Source organism: Endozoicomonas sp., from assembly GCF_965196975.1.
In the GTDB taxonomy this organism is placed as follows: Bacteria; Pseudomonadota; Gammaproteobacteria; order Pseudomonadales; family Endozoicomonadaceae; genus Endozoicomonas.
Genome location: NZ_OZ239981.1, coordinates 1044922 through 1065940, shown reverse-complemented (window position 1 = coordinate 1065940; position 21019 = coordinate 1044922). Strand labels below are relative to the sequence as shown.

The 21019-nt window shown below is 49.4% G+C and carries 21 protein-coding genes; 2 read left to right on the top strand and 19 right to left on the bottom strand.

Features of this window, described 5'->3' with window-relative positions:
- Positions 1-74 precede the first annotated feature (74 nt).
- Complete coding sequence (locus tag ACOCLE_RS04820; RefSeq protein WP_419535740.1) at positions 75-527, bottom strand: DUF2269 family protein; 453 nt, start codon at positions 525-527, stop codon at positions 75-77.
- Between ACOCLE_RS04820 and ACOCLE_RS04815 the strand changes: the two genes are divergently transcribed.
- A complete protein-coding gene (locus tag ACOCLE_RS04815) occupies positions 526-1806 on the top strand; it encodes an ISKra4 family transposase (RefSeq protein WP_419532972.1) in 1281 nt (426 codons plus the stop codon). The two genes, ACOCLE_RS04820 and ACOCLE_RS04815, sit on opposite strands and share 2 nt — an antisense overlap.
- 296 nt (positions 1807-2102) lie before the next feature.
- Here ACOCLE_RS04815 and ACOCLE_RS04810 read toward each other — a convergent pair whose 3' ends face one another.
- From ACOCLE_RS04810 to ACOCLE_RS04770, 9 genes are all read right to left on the bottom strand, one after another.
- Positions 2103-2225, bottom strand: coding sequence for a hypothetical protein (locus tag ACOCLE_RS04810; RefSeq protein WP_419535739.1), 123 nt, complete (start codon positions 2223-2225; stop codon positions 2103-2105).
- A 116-nt stretch (positions 2226-2341) separates the two neighbouring features.
- Positions 2342-2551, bottom strand: a complete 210-nt coding sequence (locus ACOCLE_RS04805; protein ID WP_066017351.1) for a cold-shock protein — start codon at positions 2549-2551, stop codon at positions 2342-2344.
- Positions 2552-2786: 235 nt separating this feature from the next.
- Entirely contained in the window at positions 2787-4643 is a 1857-nt protein-coding gene (locus ACOCLE_RS04800; protein WP_419535738.1) for a hypothetical protein, read from the bottom strand.
- A 5-nt stretch (positions 4644-4648) separates the two neighbouring features.
- A complete protein-coding gene (locus ACOCLE_RS04795) occupies positions 4649-5584 on the bottom strand; it encodes a hypothetical protein (RefSeq protein ID WP_419535737.1) in 936 nt (311 codons plus the stop codon).
- A gap of 143 nt (positions 5585-5727) precedes the next feature.
- On the bottom strand, positions 5728-6771 hold the full coding sequence (locus tag ACOCLE_RS04790) for a transposase (protein ID WP_419533005.1): 1044 nt from the start codon (positions 6769-6771) through the stop codon (positions 5728-5730).
- Between the two features lie 63 nt (positions 6772-6834).
- Positions 6835-7008, bottom strand: a complete 174-nt coding sequence (locus ACOCLE_RS04785) for a hypothetical protein (RefSeq protein ID WP_419534728.1) — start codon at positions 7006-7008, stop codon at positions 6835-6837.
- Positions 7008-10394 carry a hypothetical protein gene (locus ACOCLE_RS04780; protein WP_419535736.1) on the bottom strand — a complete coding sequence of 1129 codons (3387 nt, stop codon included), beginning with the start codon at positions 10392-10394 and terminating at the stop codon, positions 7008-7010. The genes ACOCLE_RS04785 and ACOCLE_RS04780 overlap by 1 nt, the downstream gene beginning before the upstream one ends.
- Positions 10378-11658 carry an ISKra4 family transposase gene (locus ACOCLE_RS04775; RefSeq protein WP_419532972.1) on the bottom strand — a complete coding sequence of 427 codons (1281 nt, stop codon included), beginning with the start codon at positions 11656-11658 and terminating at the stop codon, positions 10378-10380. The genes ACOCLE_RS04780 and ACOCLE_RS04775 overlap by 17 nt, the downstream gene beginning before the upstream one ends.
- A gap of 60 nt (positions 11659-11718) precedes the next feature.
- Complete coding sequence (locus ACOCLE_RS04770; protein WP_419535735.1) at positions 11719-11931, bottom strand: hypothetical protein; 213 nt, start codon at positions 11929-11931, stop codon at positions 11719-11721.
- A gap of 121 nt (positions 11932-12052) precedes the next feature.
- On the opposite strand from ACOCLE_RS04770, the gene ACOCLE_RS04765 reads away from it, so the two are divergent.
- Complete coding sequence (locus ACOCLE_RS04765) at positions 12053-12670, top strand: C2H2-type zinc finger protein (RefSeq protein ID WP_419535734.1); 618 nt, start codon at positions 12053-12055, stop codon at positions 12668-12670.
- Between the two features lie 6 nt (positions 12671-12676).
- On the opposite strand, the gene ACOCLE_RS04760 is transcribed toward ACOCLE_RS04765, so the two are convergent.
- The 9 genes from ACOCLE_RS04760 to ACOCLE_RS04720 all read right to left on the bottom strand — a co-directional run bounded on the left by ACOCLE_RS04760 (position 12677) and on the right by ACOCLE_RS04720 (position 21013).
- Positions 12677-13066 carry a hypothetical protein gene (locus ACOCLE_RS04760; protein ID WP_066016823.1) on the bottom strand — a complete coding sequence of 130 codons (390 nt, stop codon included), beginning with the start codon at positions 13064-13066 and terminating at the stop codon, positions 12677-12679.
- Entirely contained in the window at positions 13066-16035 is a 2970-nt protein-coding gene (locus tag ACOCLE_RS04755) for a tape measure protein (protein WP_419535733.1), read from the bottom strand. Before ACOCLE_RS04755 ends, ACOCLE_RS04760 begins: the two co-directional genes overlap by 1 nt.
- A gap of 15 nt (positions 16036-16050) precedes the next feature.
- A complete protein-coding gene (locus ACOCLE_RS04750) occupies positions 16051-16794 on the bottom strand; it encodes a hypothetical protein (RefSeq protein ID WP_419535732.1) in 744 nt (247 codons plus the stop codon).
- A 167-nt stretch (positions 16795-16961) separates the two neighbouring features.
- Positions 16962-17372 carry a hypothetical protein gene (locus tag ACOCLE_RS04745; protein ID WP_419535731.1) on the bottom strand — a complete coding sequence of 137 codons (411 nt, stop codon included), beginning with the start codon at positions 17370-17372 and terminating at the stop codon, positions 16962-16964.
- Positions 17350-17946, bottom strand: a complete 597-nt coding sequence (locus tag ACOCLE_RS04740) for a hypothetical protein (RefSeq protein WP_419535730.1) — start codon at positions 17944-17946, stop codon at positions 17350-17352. The genes ACOCLE_RS04745 and ACOCLE_RS04740 overlap by 23 nt, the downstream gene beginning before the upstream one ends.
- Positions 17936-18229 carry a hypothetical protein gene (locus ACOCLE_RS04735; protein ID WP_419535729.1) on the bottom strand — a complete coding sequence of 98 codons (294 nt, stop codon included), beginning with the start codon at positions 18227-18229 and terminating at the stop codon, positions 17936-17938. The genes ACOCLE_RS04740 and ACOCLE_RS04735 overlap by 11 nt, the downstream gene beginning before the upstream one ends.
- Entirely contained in the window at positions 18214-19209 is a 996-nt protein-coding gene (locus ACOCLE_RS04730; protein ID WP_419535728.1) for a major capsid protein, read from the bottom strand. The genes ACOCLE_RS04735 and ACOCLE_RS04730 overlap by 16 nt, the downstream gene beginning before the upstream one ends.
- Positions 19206-19586 (bottom strand): head decoration protein, encoded by a 381-nt coding sequence (locus ACOCLE_RS04725; protein ID WP_419535727.1) that lies wholly within the window; start codon positions 19584-19586, stop codon positions 19206-19208. The genes ACOCLE_RS04730 and ACOCLE_RS04725 overlap by 4 nt, the downstream gene beginning before the upstream one ends.
- A 446-nt stretch (positions 19587-20032) precedes the next feature.
- The gene (locus ACOCLE_RS04720) at positions 20033-21013 is read right to left on the bottom strand and encodes a head maturation protease, ClpP-related (protein ID WP_419535726.1); all 981 of its coding nucleotides are present in this window, start codon (positions 21011-21013) and stop codon (positions 20033-20035) included.
- Positions 21014-21019: the final 6 nt, after the last annotated feature.

Sequence of the window (21019 nt, the reverse complement as noted above, 5' to 3'; positions counted from 1 at the left end):
TGTTAGCCGGAAAGAGTCCACCATAAGACAATTCCAAAAGAAAGGTAAGTGCGTTTCATCATCAAATGCAGAAATTAGAACAGGGAAAATGGTTTAAACACCATGAAGTAGAAAACAGCTATCGTAGCAATGAATGCCAGAGCCCCTAAACCATACCACCAATTCATTAAGCGTCGGTGTCTATATGACCACTCTGTCATTAATAAGCGGCTGCCCAATAATGCTTGCTCGGCCAGAGCAGCTACCTTTAGCTGGATAAAAACGACCGGAATCCAACAGAAGCCAATAAAAATGTACAAAACCAGCGACACTAATAGCCAATGGGCAGAAAAGGGGTAGCCTGACAGATATATCATCAACACCCCCGTTAACGGCTGAATAATTATAGCCGGAGTGGTAAAAAGCCAGTCAGCAAATACTACATTTTTAGCCACCATCGCAAGGGTGCTCTCTCTGAATGATTGAAACAATAGTGCTCTATTTTCACAGCTACTATGGGAACACCACTCATAATAGTTAACTGTCATGCCCGCTTCTGTTATTTCCAGCTCTACCAAAAGCATCGTTTTGCAAATTGAAGTTTCTATAGATTCAGGCAACATGCTGAATCTTGAAGATAGTTTACAGCGTGCACTCAATGAAGCCGGGCAGCTTGGAACAAAAGAGTTATTGGGGCTATTTGAATCACCCAATAAAGAACCTATCGTCGTTAATCAGCAGAAGTGGAACTACAAAGGAAAGGTTCTTAAGCACTATGAAACCTTATACGGTCGTATACCTTTGGAGCGCTCCGTATATCAGGGTGTCAGAGGTGGCAGTACTCTGGCAGCACTTGATCTTCGTGCCGGTATTATTGGTTCAGCTACCCCCAAATTTGCCAAGTCTATCGCCTGGAAATACAGCCAGATGCCAGCGCCTGCGGTAAAAGAAGATTTTGAGACCAACCATCAAAGGACGCTTTCAAATTCTTATATCAAGCATTTATCGGACAGAGTAGGTGCATTAATTGAAGACCAGCAAGACACTCACTACCACCTTCCTCCACTAAAAGAGCCTGTTGAAACAATAGCCATTGGTCTGGATGGAACCTGCATGCTGCTTTGTGAAGAAGGCTGGAGGGAAGCCATGTGTGGGACATTGAGCCTATATTCTGCAGATGGAGACAGGCTCCACACGATATATACAGCCAGTTCGCCAGAGTATGGTAAACAAAGCTTTATGAGCAAGCTCGACGAGGAGATTGCAGATCTAAAACGACTCTACCCAAATGCCACATACATCGGGGTAGCTGACGGGGCTAGAGAAAACTGGAGTTATTTGAAACAACATACCTCTGGGCAGATACTCGATTTTTATCATGCATCTGAATATTTAGCTGGAGCAGCGGAAGCACTGTTTCCAACCAGTAAGGCGAAGCGACACCAGTGGCTTGAAGACAGGCTACATAGTTTGAAAAACAAGCGTGGAGCAGCCAAAAAAATCCTTCAGGAAATTGAATCAGCCGAGCTCCCGAAAAAGACAATCGCACTGACAGAGAAGCGCTACAAAGCTGTGAGCTATTTTACAAACAATCACCAGTTAATGAATTATCATCAGGCGCTTAAACGCCATTGGCCAATAGGTTCAGGAGTTACTGAAGCGGCTTGTAAGACTCTGGTAAAGCAACGATTATGTGGTTCTGGAATGAGGTGGAAAGCAACAGGAGCGGAAGTGCTTTTGACAACAAGAGCACTGATCCAGAGTAAGGGGCGCTGGGAACAACTTTGGTCTGAGTTCATGACTGGAAAGGTTGAAGCTAACCTATGAGTCAGTTATCAAATTGAGAGAGCACCCCACTAAACGTTAAAGAATTTTGAGAGTAAGTAGGCTATGCCTTTCTCTAGCCACCATACAACTTCTCAATAGTTATTAAGCGAATGGAAGAAGGAACTCATGCGGGCTACTTTCTGTGACTACTATCATTTTGTCTAATGTTGGGGGAGTTAAGACCTGATTAGACTTCTACCTCATACCCCGCCGAGCTCGGGGCAGTACCTTTTATCTCCCCATCCTGAACAAATGCTTTTAGCCCAACTCCTACTGACTCCCCTTCACCCTGACTACTAACTATCCCTTAACTCTGCTTGACTGATGCCATTACCGTTGTTGGCTTTGATAAAGGCGACTACTCGGGAGCCTTTAGGTAAGAGCGCTTTGAACTGTTGCCCGATATTGGTAGTTGCCATCGTTCCTTATCCCTTTGCTTTTCAGAAAAGCAAAAAAAAGGCAATACTCGAAAGCATTGCCCTTCTGAACCTCATTTTATGCGAGGTTGGAAACTACAGTATTGTAGTCTCGACCATTACAGTGGTCGAATATCTTCAGCTTGTGGGCCTTTCTGACCCTGAGTTACTTTGAACTCAACACGCTGACCTTCTGTCAGTGTTTTGAAGCCATCACCTATGATTTGACGGAAGTGAGCAAACACGTCTGGTCCGCCGTTTTCCTGAGCGATGAAACCAAAACCTTTCTCTTCATTGAACCACTTAACTGTACCGGTAGTAGTAGACATAGTCATATCCTGTAATTTAATAATCAATGTGCCTTGTGATAAGGCGGTGGAGCTAGAAGCTTGTTATCACTTATGAAGGATATGGCGAGCTATTACGCCCGGAACATCAAATCTTTGCATAAAAAATAAATCACACTTTTAACGTTCCGCCATTATACAGAGTAGTATCCTAATCGCTATGGGCACTTCTATTCAATCGTCAACGCAAGATACTCAGCCATTGGTGTGCAGGTGCCTAATAGTGCCTTTCCAGCTGGACTCTTTGGATGACTCTGCTTCGTTCAGCCGTGATATTTGTAGCCAGACAGAGGGCTTGCCAGTTTCCGTTCTCTCCTAATAGCGTATCCTGAACTTCCACCAGCATCCCCGGCTCAATTAACCCGGGTGCCGTGTTGGTATCGGTCAATGGCAGTTCAATGGTGGTAATGCTCTGGTGGCCACCCTTGGCCAGCTCATTTCGGCCTCGCTCGGTATTGACCTGCGTTTCCGTGAGCCAGTCTTCCAGAATATCGGGAGCCGGGTTATCGCCATTGCTTCCGGTTCGTTTGACGTTGACCGCCACGCCTGCATTCGTCCCGGAAACATAGACCGCATTGTAAGCCTGCTCTGGCCGCCAGTTGGCACTTAAACTAATGACCATGCTCGCCGGAACGATCTTGTCCAGCGTCGCTGTGTTCCAGTGCCAAGGGCTGGCAGGATAACGTGGCTGTATGCTCACCTGGTCGTTATCACGACTTGGGATGATCACCGATCCAGCTGTTGTGGCTATCTTGGCCACAACCTGTATTGCGGTCTGGTTCTGATAGCTGAACGAGCCTCCGGGCATGATCCAATCCGGTGTGCTGTAGTCGTTCAGGTCGGGATAGGTAGCTGTGAAGCCGGTATTCGCCAGTTCTTCAGTAATGGCCTGTTTAGCGTTGAGGTTGGCGCTGTTGCTCTTACTTCTCTGTGGCGCATAAGGCGATGCCAAAAGCTGCGTTCGGCTGCTGCCATAGAGTGTGTAACGCTCATCCCCGAACCGTCTGTTTGTGCTGTAACGCTCAATAATGAAGATCCACTTCCAGCCGTTGATATCGACCTCGATCTGCTTCGGACCGTTCTCGTCCGGTTCCACCAGTGCGATATTGGAAGCGCCCCAAAGCTCTCCGGTAAAGCTCCATGAGAAGCTATCAATATCCAGACTGATTTCCATTGAGGGCAGTTCGAGCGGTGTCAGGGCAGGCAATACGACGGTGGTGATAACGTTCATAAGCAGATAACTCTCCCTGATCTCTGGCTGCTCTGGCTCCGGCTTTTCCACAATGTCCGGGTCTGTCTCGCCGCCATAGTTGCCGGTTACGCTCTCATCCTTGGCTTTCTGGCCGAAGCCCCACGGCAGGATAACTGGCTGATCCTCGGCTCGGTTGCTTTGGAAGATAGAGGAACGTTTACTATCCCTCGGCTGAATAACCTTGGCCTCAATCCTGCGTCCCATTCGGAAGTAAACCGCAGGAGTCGCTTCGGGCGAATAAGGCTGACCGGAAAAACGGAAGTTAAGCATGCTTGCTCCCGGTATCAGATAGCCGAACTTGTCTACCTGGTGCGGAGGGCTAAATTCATCAACACGGCGAATACTGTTTTGCTTTTTCCGATCTTCAGGCCTGCCTGTTTGCCAACGATCAACTGCACTCTCATCAGTAGCCTTTATTGAGTGATCCCAACGTTGCGAGTGTTTAACATCCTGCAGGTTGGTATGTTTCCAAAGGCTACTTTTTGAACTGTGTTTGGCAACCGACACGCCATGACTAAAACTGACAACGGCACTCTTTTTAGTCACCTCCCCCCAAAATAGCCCCATTGGCAAGGCTTTCAAAGGCGTTGCCTGCTGGCTAGTTTGTGTCCGGCTACGACTAACGGGCAAACTTACGCCATAGGCCACCAGACTGCTCTGCTGGCTACTGAGGCCGGTATCCCACCGCCCTTGGTAAACACTGACGACCGAAGGCGGTGTGACAAAGGCGTATTTCTTTTCTGGATAGAAAGCGAAATCAGTAACCGGCACATAAGGATCGAGGCCGAAAATGAAATCAGCTTTGTTTGGTAGGTAAGCCATCGTTATCAGCTGGCAGGAATGATGGTTGGGATTATTGGACCGTGTACCAGTGGACGGCTAAACGGTTTTGCTTTGAATTGAGCAGTACCTATCGTCTGGCTCGTATCAGTCTCGTACCACCAGACCGGTTCTGTATTGCCAGTGGTGCCAGCGAGTGTGCATTGGTAGACATAGCCTTGAAAGTTTGCAGGCCTGATAACATCACCGACAACATAGGCTGTATCCGGTTGCCAGACAGAGCCGTATTCGTCCGTTGCCATTACTATTACTGCGCCCTCGTAAGGGCTGGTATCCAAGGTATAGGTTCCATCAACATCGCTGCTGACAGTGCTATCGAGAACAGCATGCTTGGTCAATTCGCTATCGGTCACTGCCAACTGCGCCTCGGTAATAGCCATAACTCTTCGGGCAACAAAAAGATCATTCTCTGTAATGACACCCTGAACCTGTGTGGTGTTGCCATTGCCGGGAATGATAATCCCCCCGGCTCCGGCATCACCACCGCCACCACCAGCTGAAGGGATAGCATTACCATCAGTCCAGATGACCTTTGTATCATCGGTATTAGCCCATGTTAGACTGCTGTCTATGTTATTGCGCCGGGTAGCGACTTTTAGAGGTTCAGCCACATTCTCAAAATCAGAGTTCCATATCGTCTGATAGGTACTAATTGCGGACGCATTTTTTACTGGCGATGAGTTATAAATATTGGATAAGTGAAAGTCCGTGATTAACAGACCTGCTGCAAAGGTATTCGTCTTAGACGCGTAGCCCAGTGAAACTTCCTGATAACTATACCAGGGAAAGGTATAGTTTTTACTTGATTGTAAATTAACAACGGTATCTCGTGTGCCATTGATGTGCATGACCAACTTATCAGGCGTATAACTCCGGCTCGCATTCATAGTGATTACGATTTCAACAGGCACACCTGTCGGCAATAGGGCAGTTGATTCTCCCTTTGTTCCTACACGACCATCACTAGACCTTTCCGTTCGATAATGTAAAACCCCATTTTCAACCCAAATGTCTGTCCGATAAACAGAATTACCATTTGACGTTGCGAAGCCATCTACATTAGAACTTACGCATTGACAGCTCTGATAAAAGATGGTCTCAGCCAGTCTTTACCATCAGAGAAGCTCTTAATGAAGTCCCAAATAGCATCCTTGAGCGCATCATTCTTAACGCGATAGATGCTACTGAGAGATTCAGATACTTTCTTGGCCTGAAGGCAGGCATACCCAAAGATAGAGGCAAAAATATGGTTCCTGACCTGCTGCTTTCCTCTCACCTGAAAGCGCTCAATACTGCAGAGTTGTTTCAGCGCCCGGTGATACTCTTCGATCGCCCAATGGTGCAGGTGAAGTTCATTAAAGCCTACCTGTGGTGATACCTCTGATCCAGCATGGGGTGTGTAGACGACGTAATGGCGCAGCTCGTTTTTTAGCCGCGTCCGGTACAAACGCACAGAACCAAAATTACGTAGCCAAACGGTTATTCCCTCTTCAGGAATCTCCAGGCTCTGCACTTGTTGGTAGTCACCCTTTTGGATAGAAACAGTACGGTTGCTTTTAACGGCAAACATAAAACCCAGACCGTTGTTTTTCACAGTCTTCAGGTTTGCGGCACTGCTATACCAGGAATCCCCCGTAACAAATGCAGGTCGTAAGCCCCATACAAGTACTTCTTTCAGCATCTCGAGAAAATAATCATTTTTGGACTTTCCGTCCGCAGAGTCATAGATACGGAAATTGACAGGAAGGCTATAGCCTTTGATATCGGTGTAATAGAGCGTTATGAGATTAATGCCCTTGACGGCTTTATGATGCTTGCCCGAGTAATGATAGCCGATGAATGCCGTGTAGTTACTGTACGGCTTATCCAGCACCGTATCATCAACCGATAGCGTGCCCCCATCAAGAATCAGCCTTGCGGCTACTTCCATGAAAAGGTCATTGGGAGCAAAGTCTTCACGTTGTAGAAAACGGTTAACGCTGTGGTGTGACATATCTCCGATCTCACTAAGGCGAGTACAGGTTGCTGATTTCGGCTCACACAATAGAAACCCTGTATATTTCGGCAAATCACACCCAGCTGTTGTAGGTCTTGTTATCTTTCTACGCACGACGACATCCGCTATTTTTTGCTGATCTAGCAATTTTTACAGCTGCCTGTCAATGCGAAAGTCCTATACATTTAAAAGCGGAACACTTTTTGTCGCCGTTGACTCATGCAAAATCAACGTCATTACAAAATGAAGTTCTGAAACAGACGAATTAAACGCCTCATTATCTGCAGCATAAATTCGAGGCGTAGATAGCTTTCCTGCAACGTTATCTTCGGGAAACCATATTCCAGCCATTAGTCAGCATCCCCCCTGATCTGTAGCGTGAAATCGTCGTTGGTTTCTGTCCCCTGACCAGCGAGAACCGTCCGACAAATCCAGATAGGTGCAAGGCAACCATCGGTATTAAATCGAATAGCGTTACCGGCTGCCCAGCCAGTTCCCCAACCATCAGCCCGGATAGTGAAGAAAGGCACACCCGTTTCCGGGTTAAGTGGCGCTGCATCAGCAATGGTGTTGCCGGTTGCGATGATCCCGAGCTTTTCTTCAACAATCTGAAAGGCTGAACCACTGGTGAAGATGATCGCCCACTTGCCATAGATGGCTCCCTTGTTGGTCACTTCCACGGGATAGTTAATGGTGTTGTATTGGGCGGTGGTCTGATCCCCTTCCCGATGATCCGTCCAGTTCGGGTCGCCGTTATCCCATACCTTCTGGCTGAAAAAGTTTTTTACTCTCGCCTGAAGGTCCCCATACACGACTGCACTGCTCACCGTAGTTTCGGAGGCGGGTAAATCCCAAGGCACCGGGGAGATAATAGAAAGATCACCATTGATCTGAACGTCACTTAAAACGCTCATATGCTCAACCCGATCCTTAATGGTAAATGGAGCTGTCAGAGGGCTGCTGCCAGCATCAATCAGGCTCAACGGATCGGCAAAGGTAACGGTTCCAGCCTCTCTATCGACAGTGTATTGATCGCTGGCCAGTTGAGCCCCGCTGCTGTCTTCCACGACAATTTCTGCCTGATGGTCACGAGCCAGGTTAATCACCTGACCGGCGGTTGGTGTACCTGCATCGGTGCTTGCCGTGTGGCTGATGACTACAATATCCCCGGCACGATAGATAGGGACCCGTCCATCAGGAGGGAGACGAACCGGATCGAGCCCGATCAATTCCGCATCGAGCGGCAGGCTGGTTTCTACCACGCAGTTATAACGAACACTCTGCGGGATAACATAAATAGGATCAGTGCCATCGGTAAACTGAAGCTCACACCAGCCTGTGGTTACGTCGATTTTTCCGACCACTTCTGCGGTATTGAACTCGCCATTAAAATCCGCCGTTGCCGTGATAATGTCCCCGTTATCCACCCGAACCGCCGTTAGCTGCAAGCTGCCCTGACGGATCGGAGCACCGGGCGTTCGGAAGGCGACCGCATCAATCTTAAAGCCAACGCCAACGGTGGCCGCTGCCTGAATGGTTGCAGTACTGACCGACCCTTCTGGATAGCTCGCCAATGTCGCCATGCCACCGCTGTAGTCAACCCTGCCTACCTGAACCCCGGCATTGGTTTCGGTGCTCAGGTTTTTATAGAGCGAACCGTCCCGATCAAAATAGGTTTCACCGTTCCATTCAAAGATCACGCTGCCGGGGAGTAGGACGGTATTGTCCATCAAGGGCAACAGATCAATGGTCAGTTCTGGTGAGGTAATGTTCTCGTTATACGGTGCATGGGCGAGGTTGCTCGCCTGTGCAATGGCGGTAATGGTGCTGCCGTTGAAGGTTTGGGTTTTGGAGGTGTTGGTCACGTCCAGCTTTCGAACGTAACCATTAAACGTCTGCTTGATGACGTATTCAGGATAGGTGTACTGCTCCAATGCCAGAATGGTGAATGCCCCGGTCTGGTAATCAATGCTGCCAGTGACTCCCCGCCAACCACCCGTTGTATCGTCGCTAATCTGCTTGGCCACGTTCCGGGTGGTTTCATAGGTAGTCCAGTCATCCTCGTTCCTGGTTTCGCTCGGTACGTTGGACAACTGCTCGACCAGAAATTGCAGCTGAATAGAACCTGGGAGCAAGGGAGCACCGGGAATGGTGCCACTCATTACGCCCTGACCATCCACCGAAACAATCACCTCGCCACCGGCACTGGTGCCTTCTTCATAGGTCAGTTGAATCTCGGTGCCGCTGTCGGGCAGAAAATCCAGCTTAAAGCTCAACTCGCCGGGAGCGTAATGAATGGCACCGTTGCCGTCTCCAATCAGCAGGCCGTTACCCTGATCAGTCAGGGTTTTATTCTCACCGAAGGAAACATACGTCACCGTCATCGAGCCGGGTTTGATGCCGGGTTTCTCGACGGTATGCCGGAAGGTCATATCATCCACAGGCACAGAGCCGGTTCTGATTGTCACCTCATCATCATTCTGCGCCACGTAGCTGAAAACGATAGCACTGTCAGGATCGGGCAAAGCATCCAGAGTGATTGCAGCAGAACCCGTTGCAAAGATAATGGTTCCAGAACCAGAGCCTTCCATCTGGCCAGCGCCGGTATCTCGAATGTCCTGCCATTTACCGAGAGCGATATAGCTGACCACCAATGTTCCCGGCCTTGGTTTGGCCTCGGCCATATTCAGGGTGTAGTTAAAGCCCCGGTTCTGGTTGGTGATTGGAATAGCCCCACTGATCGCAGTCCCGGTAATGGCAACGGCTGGCTGATAAGTCGCATTGGCGGTGGCCATGGTATAGCTGCTCGCTCGCCAGACATTAATCTCCCCGAGGTCATAATCCACGGTTAGCTTGCTGTAATTATTGGTCCCACTTTTATGGAGCAGATGACCCGCACCGTCATCTTCAAAAGTGCCGCCATCGAGCGACAGAGAAAGCGTTTTAGGCAGAACGCCACGCTGGACATAAGTTCGGCTCTGGTTGCCGGTAATATGCACAAAACGACAGCTGACCGAACGGGTAGTGCCAGCGGTGGCCACCATCGTTTTCCCGGTATAGCCACCGTATTGATCGAGCAACGGGCTTTCGACCTTGGCACTCGGCACCAGTGGCGCATAAACCGTTTTAGACTTAACCGTTAAGTCGCCAGCGGTCACATTGGCACTCAATGGCTGAATGCCGTAATAACGGGAGGTATCGGCTATCTGTGTGCCATAAATGGAACTGGTTTCTTCCTCGGGTTCTCCGGGGACCGGCTGCGCTCCGACAAAGGTTGTTACTAACGGAGCACTGATCTCCATTTCTACCTTACGCCGGTTAAAATCGACGTACTCTGAACCGTTGTGATAGGTAAACGTGACCACCGAATGGTCAACAGCAGTAATACGAACAAACTGGCTCGTTAGCCCATCGGGAGTGGTGAGCTTATAGACCTCGCCAATTTCAGGAACCGCCCATTCCTCCCGCTGATAACCAACAATGGTACGCTGACCTTCCAGCTGATCGCCTACCAGTTCCCAAGATGCCTTAATGCCGGGGACAACATAGCTTTCTATTCTGTCTCTGGCATCCAAACGCTCATCGGTCTGACTGTCGGTATTGAATAGCAAAACACTGACATGCTTATCCTTAGGAGGCTCGGTCAGGATCAAATGACTGCCGAGATAAATGTCATTGTTATCGGTGCTGATAGGGTGCTCTCTCAATTTGATAACTGACTCATAGGTTAGCTTCAACCTTTCCAGTCATGAACTCAGACCAAAGTTGTTCCCAGCGCCCCTTACTCTGGATCAGTGCTCTTGTTGTCAAAAGCACTTCCGCTCCTGTTGCTTTCCACCTCATTCCAGAACCACATAATCGTTGCTTTACCAGAGTCTTACAAGCCGCTTCAGTAACTCCTGAACCTATTGGCCAATGGCGTTTAAGCGCCTGATGATAATTCATTAACTGGTGATTGTTTGTAAAATAGCTCACAGCTTTGTAGCGCTTCTCTGTCAGTGCGATTGTCTTTTTCGGGAGCTCGGCTGATTCAATTTCCTGAAGGATTTTTTTGGCTGCTCCACGCTTGTTTTTCAAACTATGTAGCCTGTCTTCAAGCCACTGGTGTCGCTTCGCCTTACTGGTTGGAAACAGTGCTTCCGCTGCTCCAGCTAAATATTCAGATGCATGATAAAAATCGAGTATCTGCCCAGAGGTATGTTGTTTCAAATAACTCCAGTTTTCTCTAGCCCCGTCAGCTACCCCGATGTATGTGGCATTTGGGTAGAGTCGTTTTAGATCTGCAATCTCCTCGTCGAGCTTGCTCATAAAGCTTTGTTTACCATACTCTGGCGAACTGGCTGTATATATCGTGTGGAGCCTGTCTCCATCTGCAGAATATAGGCTCAATGTCCCACACATGGCTTCCCTCCAGCCTTCTTCACAAAGCAGCATGCAGGTTCCATCCAGACCAATGGCTATTGTTTCAACAGGCTCTTTTAGTGGAGGAAGGTGGTAGTGAGTGTCTTGCTGGTCTTCAATTAATGCACCTACTCTGTCCGATAAATGCTTGATATAAGAATTTGAAAGCGTCCTTTGATGGTTGGTCTCAAAATCTTCTTTTACCGCAGGCGCTGGCATCTGGCTGTATTTCCAGGCGATAGACTTGGCAAATTTGGGGGTAGCTGAACCAATAATACCGGCACGAAGATCAAGTGCTGCCAGAGTACTGCCACCTCTGACACCCTGATATACGGAGCGCTCCAAAGGTATACGACCGTATAAGGTTTCATAGTGCTTAAGAACCTTTCCTTTGTAGTTCCACTTCTGCTGATTAACGACGATAGGTTCTTTATTGGGTGATTCAAATAGCCCCAATAACTCTTTTGTTCCAAGCTGCCCGGCTTCATTGAGTGCACGCTGTAAACTATCTTCAAGATTCAGCATGTTGCCTGAATCTATAGAAACTTCAATTTGCAAAACGATGCTTTTGGTAGAGCTGGAAATAACAGAAGCGGGCATGACAGTTAACTATTATGAGTGGTGTTCCCATAGTAGCTGTGAAAATAGAGCACTATTGTTTCAATCATTCAGAGAGAGCACCCTGCTGATACCGATAAATGCTTTACGCAGAGCGACATCACCAATGGTTCGGTCGATCCGGGAAATATCCTGAAAGAGGTTATTGACGTTGCCATCAATGACCTCGCTGCCAGTAACCCGACCGCCACCGTCTTCCTCATCGGTGAGGCGCTGGCTTTCGAAGAGTTTTACGTCGCTATTGGTAATAGCCATAGCAAATCCTTATGCTTGGTTGACATACTTGGAGAATGAGTTGTGAAAGGGAGGAACTTTTTTTAAAAAGAGGTACTCTTATTCAGCTATTCGACAATTCAATAATTAATTAACTTAAAAAATGTTTAAATCAAATACTTCTACTGGATCAACAAAATTAGATTTATATGTTCTGGACCCAGAAAGATGTCGAGCTACTTCTAAAAATTCTCAATCTTTATTATTAAACAATGGTCGTTCCGTAGAAATAAATGATCCATTTCCATCAGGCCTTCTTTCATCAACATTCCCTCAACAAAACTCAGACTTGATTGATGCCATCTTTTTTTCTAGCGACTGTGTTTTTGACAATGTCAAAGTTGAAACCAACGATTTAAGATCCGTTAAATGGAATCAACTGTATTCATCCAAACCTATTTCATCTACATCTGACAGCTTTGCTTTATCACAATCAAGTGATAGACCTTTCAGATGTGATTTTGATGGGTGCGAAAAGGCTTTCAAAAAAAGATCAGGTTTAAAAACACACTTATTTATCCATAAACCAATATCAAAATACAGATGTAGCTATCCTGAATGCAGCGAGAAAAGTTATTTTCGAGATAAACACCAGCTTGATAGACACACCAGATCAAGACATACAAAAGAAAAACCTTATGAATGTGAATTATGTCATAAAAGCTTTACACGTTTAGATCATGTTAAAAAACATATGCAGACTAAAGCACATCAAAGCTAGTTCTTCTCACTCAAGCTTGATAGTTATTAATCTAACTTTAAGATGGTAATGGTCGCAGTCCTCTGGGTAGGCAAATGGTAAAACCTGCTGTGCCTCAACAGGAGCACCATTCGACCGATCAAAGATAACGGAGAATTGTCGGTTATCTGGGAGCGTCAACGTCATGGTTTTATTGGCTGCTTTGGAGAGAGCAAACAGGCTCTTGACCGTCAACCGGGATACCCAACCGGCCTCGCCATTGCCAGAGAGAACGATTGGCCTGCCATATAGTAGTTGCCCTTCCTGAACCAGCAAAGCCCCGGTCAGGCTTCGCTCGGTGGTTTGCTCGACGGGGTTCCATTCAAACTCATTGATCCAGAGCAGATCGTCCGGGAGGGTAATGGTATCCAGTATCATCAGACCGTCCTCATGCCTGCATTTTTCAGGGCTTCCAGCAGTTTAATTTCATCCGTTGAATCAATGCCGACATTGACCGCACCGCCGGGGTATTCGAGCCGGATAATTTTTTGTGGAGCCGGTTGTGTGGTTCGGGTGGTTGGTGCCGACGTACTCACCTGGCTCTCTTGGAGGATTTGGGCTTTTTCATTGTTGGCCTGCCGGATACGTTCGTTGTAAATCTGCTCACTGATCCGCAGGGCAGAAGTGATATTCTTGATCGCCTCCTGATCCCCTTTGGCGATAGCCTCGGCCTGCTGTGCCTTCAGATCGTCACGCTGCGTTTGATAACGCCGTTGCTCAATATCCGACTGCCTGCCCTGTAATTCATCCAGTTCATCTTGCAGGCTGTTGAGGGTATTACGGGAACTCTCCCCAAGGCTGGCCATGTTTTGCTCTGCCGAGCGAATAGCATTGTTGAGGCGGTCTAAATCCTGATTGTTCAGGAGGTTCATCGTATCAGCGGCTCGCTCACCCTGACGGATAAAGCTTCTCGCTGTAGAGCCGCCGAGCTCATAACTCTCTAACAGTTCTTCGAGGGCGATCTTCTGCTCTAAATACTGACTTTTGACATAGGCAGCATTTTTCGCAGTTTCATTCATCCAACTACTTATGCCGGTTACATCGAAGGTATAGGAGTGCTTTAGCTTGTTGAGCTCTTCTCTGGTTTCTTCGAGCTGACTTTTCAGTTCAGCAATACTGCTGATCGCCTGCTCAGTGTTGACGTTGCCCACGCCATTCACCGCCACAAAGGCATCGTGCGCCGCACCACTCATGCCCTGTAATTCTGCGGTGAGTGTATTGTAATGACCGGCCATGATTCCGGCAATGGAAGCGGTATCTTCAAGAGCTCTGTTTTGTTGCTCACCAGCCTCGGTGACTCTATCAATACTCTGGCTTGTGCCTTCCGCCTCTTTTTTCAGTTGCGCCAGCTTCTGGCGACTGGCCTCCAGTGCCTGGGTATATTCTTCCTGTGAGAGTGTTCCGGCAGAAAAGGCTTCGGCTAGTGCCACACCAAGGCTGGCTAATTCGATGCGGGTTTCAGCCGCGTTGATCTGGTTGATGGCATTCGCAGCATCGGTAAACGCCGCTTTGGTGGTCTCTGCTGCTTGCTCTGCGGTTTTGCCAGTCTGCTCAACGTCTGCCCGGTAACGCTCCTGTTCTTCTCGTACCTGATCCCAGGTCACCTTGCTTTCACGACGAATGTCTTTTTGTGCCTGTTCATGCTTTTTCGAAAGGGCTTCGTAAATACCCACCAATGCGTCTTTGGCGGCATTGGCATCTTCACCGGTTTGTTTGGCAAACTCTTTACCAAGAGAACGCAGGTACTCCGTCGTTGCCTGCATCTCTTTGGCAATGGAGTCAGCTCCCACAACCTCCGCCAGCTTTCCCCATCCGAAGATGATTTCTCCGATGGTATAGAGAAATGCGGTCGCAAAACCTTTCACCGCCAGCGTAAAACTGTTGAAAAAGAAAGTGACGGTATTGCCAGTTACCGTAAAGGTGGTTTTCAGCTTATCCATCACCGTGGTGAGGGTGGCAAAGCTGGTTTCTACCTTTGAAACAAACCCGTCAAAAGAAAGGCCAGACAGCGCCGATTGAATGGCCTCGCCCATGGCAATAAAAGCATCGCTGATCTTTTTCGCGAGAGCCTGCAAGCGACCGTCCTGATTCATCGCCTCTATTTTCAGGGTGATCGACCCGAGCAAATTCTTGGTGTACTCCAGAGCACCACTGTCCGCAATTTCAGCCAGGAACTGCTGCCAGCTGTCTTTCAGGTTGCTGACATAACCGGACAGCAAGCTCATATTGTTGGCCGCTGCGCCTTCAGCACTTTTACCAATTTCGGCAATCAGCAAAGCGATAGTATCCCGCCCCAACTTCCCGGCAGACGACAGCTTCTGCAACTCCTGCACATTTTTGCCGGTAGCCTTTTCCAGCAATTCCCACACCGGAACGCCACGCTCTACCAGCTGTAAAATTTCCTCTCCCTGAAGTTTCTGTTTCGCCCAGGCCTGACCCACGGCCAGTGTGATGCCATTCAGCCGCTCCATCCCGCCGCCCAGTTTGGAAGCCTGATCGACAATGGCCTGCATGGTGCCATCCATGGGGTCGAGGCCAAAGGCTTTTAGCCGGACAAACGCTTCAGAGACTTCTTCCAACTGGAATGGCGTGCTGCGGGTAAAGTCCTTAATCCAGGCCAGCGCCCGTTCACCTTCAGCCATTGAGCCCATAATGGCTTCCAGCTGAACGCTCAAGCGCTCAAACTTATCGCCCGTAGTCAGGATGGACTCTATGCCACGTTTGATGGTGTACAGGCCTGCACCTGCCGCGATCAAGCCAGCGAATCTTCTGGTTAGACGACCAATACCCGACGATGCCTGCTCGGCATCCTTCCTGATGCTCTTTAACCCAGAGCGTCTGAAACTCTTGGAGGCCTCCTTAGCCCGATTGCTGGCTTTTTGAAATGCCGCTGACGTTTCCCGAAGTTCCTGGGCAACCCGCTCCTGCTGTTGGGCCAGCTGGCGATTGGAAAGTCCCGTCTGCCCCAGACTTTTGCGCAACTCAGCCAGCTTCTGTCGCTGCGTATGGTAAGACTGGTTAGCTGACACCACCGCTTTACGGGCAGATTCCAGCCTGCGCTGTAGAGTCTTTGTGGGTTTCTCTGCCTGCTGATATTCCCAGGCCAACCGTTCAACCTTCGTCTCAGCTTCGCGAAAAGCCCGGCCAGCCTCACGAACAGCAGATGTCTGCTTTTGGAAAGACGACAGCAACCGTTGTTGTTTTTCCAGTTCAGTGAGTTGACTCTTGAGGGATTGGGCTTCCCCTCGCAGGGATTCCAGGGAGGCGGCTGACTGCTTAACCGGACGTGACAGGGTATCCCGCGCTTTCAGCACCAACCGAAGCGCGGATTCTTTGATGGAGGGCATAGGACACTCGGAGGGTTATTGGGCCAAATCCAGCTGCATAAACGGACTCAAGCCCTGGCCGGTAATGGTAGGATCCGACAGCACATCCAGCTGCAGAGGAATATTGGCAAAGTCATCGGAGATAAAGCCGAGGTTTTGAACCGGTGAGAACTTGACCCGATGCAACCGGATATTAAACGGCAGCCCTTCCTGGGCATCGTTCAGGCCTTCCATAAAGAGCACAAACTCTCGACCAGACTCCACCAATGCCTGAACCATATTGGCGGGTAGTGGTGTATAGCTGACCTTGATCCCCAGGTTATCAATACCACCACCGTCAATAACCTTGATGCCAGACTGAGTCAGTTCATAATCATCACCAGCAACGAGCGTAGTATCCAGGCTGTCTTTGACCGTGATGGACTGATTAAGGTCCGGTAGCCGTTTAAACGGAATCAGTTCATCCGCTACGCCATGGCTAACCAATGGCTCATCGGTAATCGCAGTAGTGCTTGCCTGGTTGACCGTCCCCCGCAATGCCAGAGAAATATTACTCGCCGTAAAGTCATGAGCCACCACACTGGCGGTAATGCCCGACACCCGACTGATCACATTACGGTTACCTCCGCCACCCAGGTAGTTTTTCAGCTCCTTGCGATCCTCTTCAAAACTGAAGGTAAACTCGCTGACATTGCCAATCGGCAACAAGGGTGCCGACAGGTCATAGGGCTGGATATGAATACTGCCTGCGCCAATAAAGCTACGATCCATCGTAGACATGAGTTTATCTCCTTATTGTTGTGCAATTGTGATTTCAGAGAAAGGTGGTATTGTTGTCGCAGAACTGTCCTGCCTTAAGTCTGCGGGGACGGCCTGCAGGCGACTTGCGCTCTATGGGGCTTTCTGCCGGATCTAGCGGCGCTGCGATCCCAGGACAGTTCGCTTCATCACACCACAATCTCAATCTGTAGTTTCAGATCAGCAAATGACAGATGAGCACTGCTTGGCGCAATATCAAACTGGGCCTCGCTGAGCTGAGTACTTCGGGCTTCTGGTACCCATCGTTCTCCCATCGAAAATAACTCTCGAATTGAGCGGGTAAGATCCATCAGGGCATAGGTGCTTTCTTCGTTCGTTTTGATGACAACGCTGATATTCAAACTCATCTGCATCTTGACCCGACTCCCCTGACGCCCCTGCTCCTGAAGTGATTCCAACTGAACCAGAATGGCAGGCTTGGGTAGTTCCTCATCCACCCCCAGTGCGGTGAAACCCAATAAAACAGTAGGAGTGACTTCCGTCAGGCGATAAACCAGCGCTTCAACAATTCTGGCTTCAGGACTCGATGTTGAAGGCATAGTTGAGCTCCTGCTCCATCAAGGTAGTGAACCGGTCGAGTAAAACTGGTTCCAGCTTTTGTAATACTGTACTGGCCGAGCTCCAGATTGAGACCGCTTTCTTTTCCAACGGCAATCCCATCCACATCATACGACCCGATTTTTTGGAACGCTGGAATTTATGCTGCCAGGTGTCTTTCCGCTCAAACACCATGGAGTGAGTGGCGTTGACGGGGCGCATCAAAAAGGCACCCTCCCAAAAACGACGGCCGGTTCGGACACCGCTTCTGGTCTGGATGGGATTGCCCAGATAATGCGCCGGTATATCCAAAGCCCCTATCCAGATGATCAGGCTGTAATTCTGCCCTGCCCGATCGCCAGGCTGATACAGAGATACTCTCACCCGCCCCAGGGATTTCAGCACTTTTTGAGAGATACTCTGCTGTCTGGCCAACTCCCGCAATATTCGCCGTTCGGCAAACCGGGAGAGCTTGCGTAGTGATCGAGCAATCGCTTTGCTGACTTTCTCAGGCGCATGATCGAACTGTTCAATGAGTTCATCAACGGTGCTGTCCAGCTCCAGATCAAGCTTCATGGAGCCCCCACCAGGTCAGCTGACCATCGTCTTTCAGTTTCCGATCAACTATCCATTGCTGATCTGCTGACTGGACTTCATCGCCACGCTGCAATTTGAGGCTCGCTGGCAACGTAATGGACGTGACCGTTTGCAAAACCGCTTCATACTGACCGGCAGGCACCAACGCTTTGGAGATGATGCCCCGGGTTTCTGAGAAAAGAGAGGCTCCCCGAAAGACCATCACCGGCTGACCAAAGGTAGCCAGTAACTGCCGGTTCAGTTCACTCAGTTCATCTTGCATTGGATCACCGCCCGGGGCTTCAGGCAGATCGGCAGCGGGTTGGACTGAGTGTGCAGCTGGACACCTTTGTCGAAGTCGAGGATTTTCTGTTTGGCGTACCTCGGCAAGCCAATGGTGTTCACCGTTTCGATAAAGTCTGCCGGTGCAAACCAGGTGCGGAAGATACCGGTGCCCTCCGGAATCACATACGCCTCATCAGCCTTGATGAAGGGAATATTGCCCACCTGGCCCCGATACTCTTCCCAATCAATGTCACCGAAGCGGAACCCGGATTTGGGGTCATTGCGCAGCAAGGCACTGTCCTGATAACGGTGGTAGGCATCTTTGACATAGTCGTGGCCAACCAGGGCATCATAAAAGTCCGCACCGCAGAACGCCCTCAGCCCTGAATAGGGTTGGGCACCCAGGGCCTGATCCACTTTCCGGCGCAGCTTCACACATTGAATGCGCACGTCAGTGGTTGCATCGCTGAACTTGAAGGTATGCGTCTGTTGGCTGACACCAAACTCCTGGAACAGGTCATAAATGACTGAGCTACCATCGGCATCGAGAATCTGACCTTTGATGGCGCCCAGCCGCAAATGCTCCAGAGTCACCTCATGGTTGGCATTCATCTCTGATAGCCGCTGATTCACCACCGTCCTTACCCCTTCCAGAGAACTCTCGGAGCCAAAAGCCCGAACATTCCGTACTTCATCCGCCACAATGGTGGAGTCGTAAGGGATATGAGGGATGACAAAACTGCGCACCTTCCGCTTACCACCCTTGGCTTGAGGCGCTGGCGCTCCGCGCTCCGAGGTAGGCAACAGAATCAATTCCCCGTTACGGGACTCCACCATGGCGGTGGTGGTATTGATGCCACTTTCGGTAAACAGTCCAAGCTCACCAATACGTCCTGGCTTATAGGGCAGATCGTTCAGCGTGGCCGTCAGGCTGGTCAGACTGAAGGCATCGTCATTGAAAATATCCAGCAGGCTCATGGGCGCTCTCCCTGTCGTAAAATAATATCCAGTGAAGCCAGCTCTTCGGTGGCCGTGACCTGTTGCTCTGCAGTGATGCCATCCGGCCAGACCAACAGGTCCTGATGCACCTCTGCCAGTCGGGCGATGATGACCGCTTCCCCACCGGTTGCATCGGTGCTGACATGATCCCAGACCACACCGGCGGCCATCTGCAGTCCAGTATCTGCCGCTGGGTCCAATGGTCCATAAACTGCGGTGGCCGTGTTTTTACCCAACACGGTGCCGGGCAGCAGCGTCAGATTCGCCGCCAGTTCAGCCTTCTCCCGGCTGATGCTGTTGTTTCCTTCGGACACGATAAATTCGCCAGCGTGCACCGGCTCTGTCATGACAGGCATGGTTTCAGTTCCTTTGAGGGTTGTTTATCAGGTAAAGCAACAAGCTATCTAATGAGGCATGTGTTTGTGATATATTCCTGTTCAAACACAACTGGGTTGTATCCATGATCATGAATGATCACTACCTGTTATCCCATTTGCTACGTGGGTGGTCTCTTGAAGGAGAGGCTACCCGAAGAGAGCAATCTTATCGGGATAACGATTTTGAAAAACTACCAGCGTTCCATACGCAGGCATCACCGTAACCGTTTAAAGAAAAACAGAAAGCACTATTGGCAGGGAAATCTGGATAACTCAGCTCTGGGGCATGTCGTTGATACGCCTTGCACCTGTTCCTGCTGGATGTGTGGTCATCAACGAAAGCATCTGGGACCCTCGTTAAAAGAGAGGTCATCTGAATTTCAGTTTCAGTTGGACCTACTCGATTTCTTTCAAAGCCCATAACGTCAAGCTGACACTGGAAACATTGCGCTGTTTCTTTTCCGGTAAACAGCATGGGTATCAACAAGGGGCTTAATCGTTTGACTCTGCTGATTTGGAGTTAACGTGTTATCCAATACGCAATCCTCCTTTGTCAGCAGATCAAATAACGCCGTTCTAACCTGCTCTGCCGATTTGCCTGACTGGATGAAGCCAGCGGCACGCTCAGTAGTCTGGGCAGCAGCACACAGAGATTTAATGGTTTCACACTCAGCAAGACGACGTTGAACGTCTTCGATCCCCTGATGAGTGCGGATAAAGTCTTCCGCCATTTCCGGATAACCGGCTTTATTACACAATGACATCACCACCAATGCATGAGCCGACGTATTTTCATCTTCCGGCTCAGAAGGTGGAATGAACGGAGGAAGTAATGGCTTAGGCACATGGTTAAAGACACTGAGATCAAAGTGCGCTGCCAGCTGCACCGCTTCTTCCACCACATCCACCAGACCATGCCCTTCCGCTTCACTGGCCGTAAACCAGGTTTCCTCATTCATCAGGTTGATGATTTCACTGACCTGCAGCCCACAGTTGGCCGCATAAGTCTGGGCAATCACCTCCGTGGTTTTGTCCAGCATATCCGCCACTTTGCGCAGCTCTTCGGCATCACCGCCGACCCAACCAAACGGGTTATGAATCATCATCAGGGCATTGGCCGCCATATGGATGGTGTCGCCCGCCATGGCAATGACGCTGGCAATACTGGCGGCCAGCCCTTCAATCCTTACATGGATATGTGCCTTGTGATGACGCAGGGCGTTGTAGATGGCAATGCCATCAAACACGGAACCACCGGGGCTGTTGATGCGAACCGTAATCTCACTGACATCCAGATCCTTCAGGTCATGAACCAGTTGTCGTGCGGAAAGTCCTGCCCAATCACCAATCACATCATAAATCAGCAACTCTGCTGGCTGATTTTGGTTAGCCTGATTCTTTAACATGTACCA